Origin of the sequence: Roseicyclus sp. (assembly GCF_052168335.1) — a bacterium.
Classification (GTDB): domain Bacteria; phylum Pseudomonadota; class Alphaproteobacteria; order Rhodobacterales; family Rhodobacteraceae; genus Roseibacterium.
This window is the reverse complement of the sequence record NZ_JBQLZP010000493.1, coordinates 1-4582: the sequence shown is the minus strand read 5'-3', so window position 1 is coordinate 4582 and position 4582 is coordinate 1. Positions and strand designations below refer to the sequence as shown.

General features: G+C 71.6%; 5 protein-coding genes. 1 reads left to right on the top strand and 4 read right to left on the bottom strand.

Going from position 1 to position 4582, the window contains the following annotated elements; genetic code table 11:
• The 4 genes from ACTS11_RS15180 to ACTS11_RS15165 all read right to left on the bottom strand — a co-directional run.
• Nucleotides 1-1630: Tex-like N-terminal domain-containing protein (locus ACTS11_RS15180; RefSeq protein WP_442641141.1), on the bottom strand; the 1630-nt coding region annotated here is incomplete at its 3' end.
• An 84-nt stretch (nt 1631-1714) separates the two neighbouring features.
• On the bottom strand, nt 1715-2095 hold the full coding sequence (locus tag ACTS11_RS15175; protein ID WP_442641140.1) for a VOC family protein: 381 nt from the start codon (nt 2093-2095) through the stop codon (nt 1715-1717).
• The gene (locus tag ACTS11_RS15170) at nt 2092-3390 is read right to left on the bottom strand and encodes an NAD(P)H-dependent oxidoreductase (protein ID WP_442641139.1); all 1299 of its coding nucleotides are present in this window, start codon (nt 3388-3390) and stop codon (nt 2092-2094) included. Before ACTS11_RS15170 ends, ACTS11_RS15175 begins: the two co-directional genes overlap by 4 nt.
• A 10-nt stretch (nt 3391-3400) precedes the next feature.
• Nucleotides 3401-4213, bottom strand: a complete 813-nt coding sequence (locus ACTS11_RS15165) for a class II aldolase/adducin family protein (protein ID WP_442641138.1) — start codon at nt 4211-4213, stop codon at nt 3401-3403.
• A gap of 115 nt (nt 4214-4328) precedes the next feature.
• On the opposite strand from ACTS11_RS15165, the gene ACTS11_RS15160 reads away from it, so the two are divergent.
• On the top strand, nt 4329-4582 hold a 254-nt coding region (locus ACTS11_RS15160), incomplete at its 3' end, for a LysR family transcriptional regulator (RefSeq protein WP_442641137.1).

Here is a 4582-nt window from a genome sequence, read left to right as displayed (position 1 = left end):
CCTTGGGTCCGAGGCGCGGCACGCTCAACAGGTCCTTGCGCGTGCGGAAGGCCCCGGCCTCGTCCCTCCGGGCGACGATGGCTTCGGCCAGTGACGGCCCGAGGCCCGAGACCCGCGCCAGAAGCGGCGCCGACGCGGTGTTGAGGTCGACGCCCACCGCGTTCACCGCGTCCTCGACCACACCGTCGAGCGCCTGCCCCAGCCGATGCTGGTCCACGTCGTGCTGGTACTGGCCGACGCCGATGGCCTTGGGTTCGATCTTCACGAGTTCCGCCAGCGGGTCCTGGAGGCGGCGGGCGATGGAGACCGCGCCGCGGAGCGAGACGTCGAGGCCGGGGAACTCGCGCGCGGCGAGTTCGGAGGCGGAATAGACCGAGGCGCCGGCCTCCGACACGATGACCTTGGTGGGCTTCCTGCCCTTGAGCTGTCCGATCACCTCGCCCACGAGGCGGTCGGTCTCGCGGCTGCCGGTGCCGTTGCCGATGGCGACGAGATCGACGCCGTGCCGAGCGATCAGCGCCGAAAGCACCTCCGCCGTGCCGCGCAGGTCGTTCTTCGGCTGGAACGGGTAGACCGTCGCCGTGTCGAGGAGCTTGCCGGTCGCGTCCACCACGGCGACCTTCACGCCGGTGCGGATGCCGGGGTCGAGGCCCATCGTCGTCCGCGCGCCCGCCGGTGCGGCCAGCAGCAGGTCCTTGAGGTTCCGGGCGAAGACGCGGATCGCCTCGTCCTGCGCGCGGCGGCGCAGATCGCCCATCAGGTCGAGCATCAGCGAAAGCGCGAGCTTGACCCGCCAGGTCCAGCCCGCGACGCCACGGAGCCAGGTGTCGCCGGGCCCCGCGGTGCCCACGGCGAGCGCCGCCGCGACCATGCCCTCCGCCCGCGCGCGCCCTGCCTCGGGCTCGGGCGCGATGTCGAGCGTCAGGACCCCCTCGGAGGCGCCGCGCATCATGGCGAGCGCGCGGTGGCTCGGCACGTCGGCCCATTTCTCGCGGTGGTCGAAGTAGTCGGAGAACTTCGCGCCCTTCTCCTCCTGCCCCTCGATCACGCGGGCGGTGAGGAAGGCCTCCTTCTGCATGAACTCGCGCAGGCGGCCGATGAGGGCCGCGTCCTCCGTCAGCCGCTCGGCCAGGATGTCGCGCGCGCCCGACAGCGCCTCCTTCGCGTCCGGCACGGCCTCCGACAGGTAGCCCTGCGCCAGAGCCTCGGGCTCGGCCCGCCGGTCGGCGAGGATCGCGTCGGCGAGCGGCTCCAGCCCGTTCTCGCGCGCGATCATCGCCTTCGTGCGCCGCTTGGGCTTGTAGGGGAGGTAGAGGTCTTCCAGCACGGCCTTGGTCTCGGCGGCGGCGATCTGCGCCTCGAGCGCCCCGGTCAGCTTGCCCTGCTCGCGGATGCTGTCGAGGACGGTCTGGCGCCGCGCCTCCAGCTCGCGCAGGTAGGCCAGCCGGTCGCCCAGCGTGCGGAGCTGCGTGTCGTCGAGGCCGCCCGTCACCTCCTTGCGGTAGCGCGCGATGAAGGGCACGGTCGCGCCCCCGTCGAGCAGCGACACCGCCGCCGCCACCTGGTCGGGGCGGGCGCCGATGTCGGTGGCGATGGTCCGGGCGATGCGGGCGGCGGTCTCGGGGGTCATGGTCGCTCCGGGGCGGGGGGCTGTGTCGCGGGGACATTTGCCTGCCCCCTCGCGCGACTGCAATGGGGTCGCCTGAGATGGCGCCTATTCGTAGGAGATGAACTCCAGCAGCGACCCGTCGGGGTCGCGGAAATAGACGCTCATCCCCTGTCCGCGCGCGCCGGTGCGCTCCACCGGGCCGAGTTCCACCGCAACGCCGTGCGCCGCGAGATGGGCCGCCGCGTCCTCGATCGGCCCTGTCCACTCGAAGCAGATGTCGCTGCCGCCTGGCATCACGGGAAGCTGCGCGCGGGGGTGGCCGATCTGCTCCGGCCCGTGGGTGTTGAGCTGCACGGCCCCGAAGCGGAAGAGGTAGCCGCGCCCGTAAGGGACGATCTCCGCCTCCAGCACGTCGCGGTAGAACACCATCGCGCGCTCCCAGTCGCCGACATGGATCACGCAGTGGTCGAAGGAGATGCGGCTCATCCGGCGGCCTCGATCATCTGGTGGCGCAGGCGGACCGCATGGCGGTTCGCGTCGAGCGCCACGTCTTCCATCGTCAGGACCGCACCGGCCCTGACGGGCCGCAGGAGCCGGACGCCATGGGCGAGGCCGATGGGGAGAAGCCGCTCGGCCGCGCTGCGGGAGGCGGGCACGAGCCGCCCGTAGACGGTGTAGCCGCCCTCGCCGTCGAGCGTTTCGCCCGCCCGGAGGTCGCGCTTGGCCACGGCCGCCACGTCGCCGCGCCAGTCGCGCGTGCTCCCCGTGGGCTCGCCCCGGAGCGCGGCGGAGAGGATCGAGATCGACAGCTCCATCCCGATCAGGTGGAAGGGCTTGTACATCGCGGCGTAGCGCCCCGTCGCGTCGGTCGGCAGGCCGTATTGCCGGAAACAGGCGGCGGCGTAGTCGTTGGGCGCCTTCAGGACCACGTAGACGCCCCAGCGCAGGTCGCGGAAGACGGGCCGACCGTCGCGCTCGAGCGAGGACACGACCTCGACCATGCCCTCGCCCTCGAGGCAGCCGCCGATGTCGCGCGGACGCAGCACATGCGCGAGGTCGTCGACGCCGCAGGGCGGGAAGGACAGGCCGTCCGAGGGAACGTCGAGCCCGCAGGCGTTTGCGATGGCCGCCATCTCGAGCGCGCTTTTCGTGCCGTCGAGGAAGGAGTTGAACATCTGCGGGTTCATGCCCGCCGCGCGCGCCGCCTCCGGCGTCAGTCCGTAGTGGCTCCAGACATCGTCGGGCGTCACGCCGTGGTAGTGCGGCAGGTACTTCGTGCCCTTGCCCGCCGCCGCGACGGTGAAGCCCGCCGCCCGCGCCCAGTCCACCATCTCGGCCACGAGCGCGGGCTGGTCGCCATAGGCCATGGAGTAGACGACGCCCGCCTCGCGCGCCTTTCCGGCCAGCACCGGACCGGCGAGGACATCCGCCTCCACGTTCACCATGACGACATGGACGCCCGCCTCGATGGCGGTCAGCGCGTGGGCGATCCCGGCCTCGGGGTGACCCGTGGCCTCGACCATCACCTCGGCGCCGCCGAGCGCCGCCTCGATGCTGCCGGTGAAGCGGGTGGCGGCGATGCGCGTCTCGTCCCAGCCGACCTCGCGGCAGGCGGCGCGCGCCGTCTCCGGGTCGAGATCGGCGATGGCCGAGACCTCGAGTCCCGCGATCGTCGGCACCTGCGACAGGAACATGGAGCCGAACTTGCCGGCCCCGATCAGCGCCACGCGGACGGGGCGGCCCGCCTCCGCCCGCGCCGCGGCGAGTGTGCTCAGGTTCATGCGCGGCGGCTCAGTCGAACATGTCCGGCTGGTCCTCGACGAGCTGGTTCCAGATCGTCTGGAAGTGCAGCCAGCCGATATACTCGCTGCCCACGTGTTCGCGGCTGTAGCGCGCGCGGTCGGAGGGGATGCGGATGGGTTCGATCCCCGACGCGGCGATGGCGAGCTGCTGCTGGCAGCAGCGCTCGAGCGCGATGAACCAGAACGCGGCGCTCTCGATCGAGTGGCGCGAGGCGGTCAGGAGGCCGTGGTTCTGGTGCAGCGCGGCCTTCACGCCCTTGAAGGCCTTGGCCACGTCGGACCCTGCGTGGTTCTCGACCGCCACCGCGCCGCCCTGTTCGCCGATGACGACGTGATCCTCGAAGAAGGCGCAGGCGTCCTGCGTGATCGGGTCGATGGGCCGCCCCGTCGCGCACCACGCCGTGCCGTGGACCGTGTGCGCATGGCACATCGCGATGATGTCCGGATGCGCCTCGTGGACATTCGCGTGCAGGACGAAGCCCGCGCGGTTCACCGCGTGCCTGCCCTCGATGACGGTGCCCTCGTGATCCACCAGGATCAGGTTCGACATCTTCACCTTGTCGAAGTGCACGCACATCGGGTTGGTCCAGTAGAGCTCGGGCCGCGCGGGGTCGCGCACGGTCAGGTGCCCGGCGAAGCCGTAGTCGAAGCCCTGGAGCGCAAAGGCGCGGCAGGCGGCGACGAGACGCTCCTTGCGGTGGCGCCTCTCCTCCTCGACCGAGGCGAATTCGGGCAGTTCGGGAAAGATCAGCCCCTCCTGCTCGGGCTGGTATATCGAGACGCGGTTTCCAAGGTCGAGCATCGCTATGGTCCTCCCTCCATGCCGCCCGGCGGCGGGCGCTGCTGTCGGGATATTGAAAACGGGGGCGCGCCCGATCAATGATGCCAATGCAATAACTGTTATTGCAGGGCTGGGCATGAAGGACGACAGGCTTCTCGAGATGCGGGTGTTCCGCGCGGTGGTGGAGACGGGCGGCTTCACGCAGGCGGCGCACGCGCTGGGCGCGAGCCAGCCCTTCGTCAGCCAGGTGGTGCAGCGGCTGGAGGCGCGGCTGGGCGCGACGCTCCTGCACCGGACGACGCGGGGCCAGAGACTGACGCCCGAGGGCGCGCGGTTCCTCGAGGCGGCGCGGCGGGTCATCGGCGCGCTCGAGGCGGAGGAGGCCGAGTG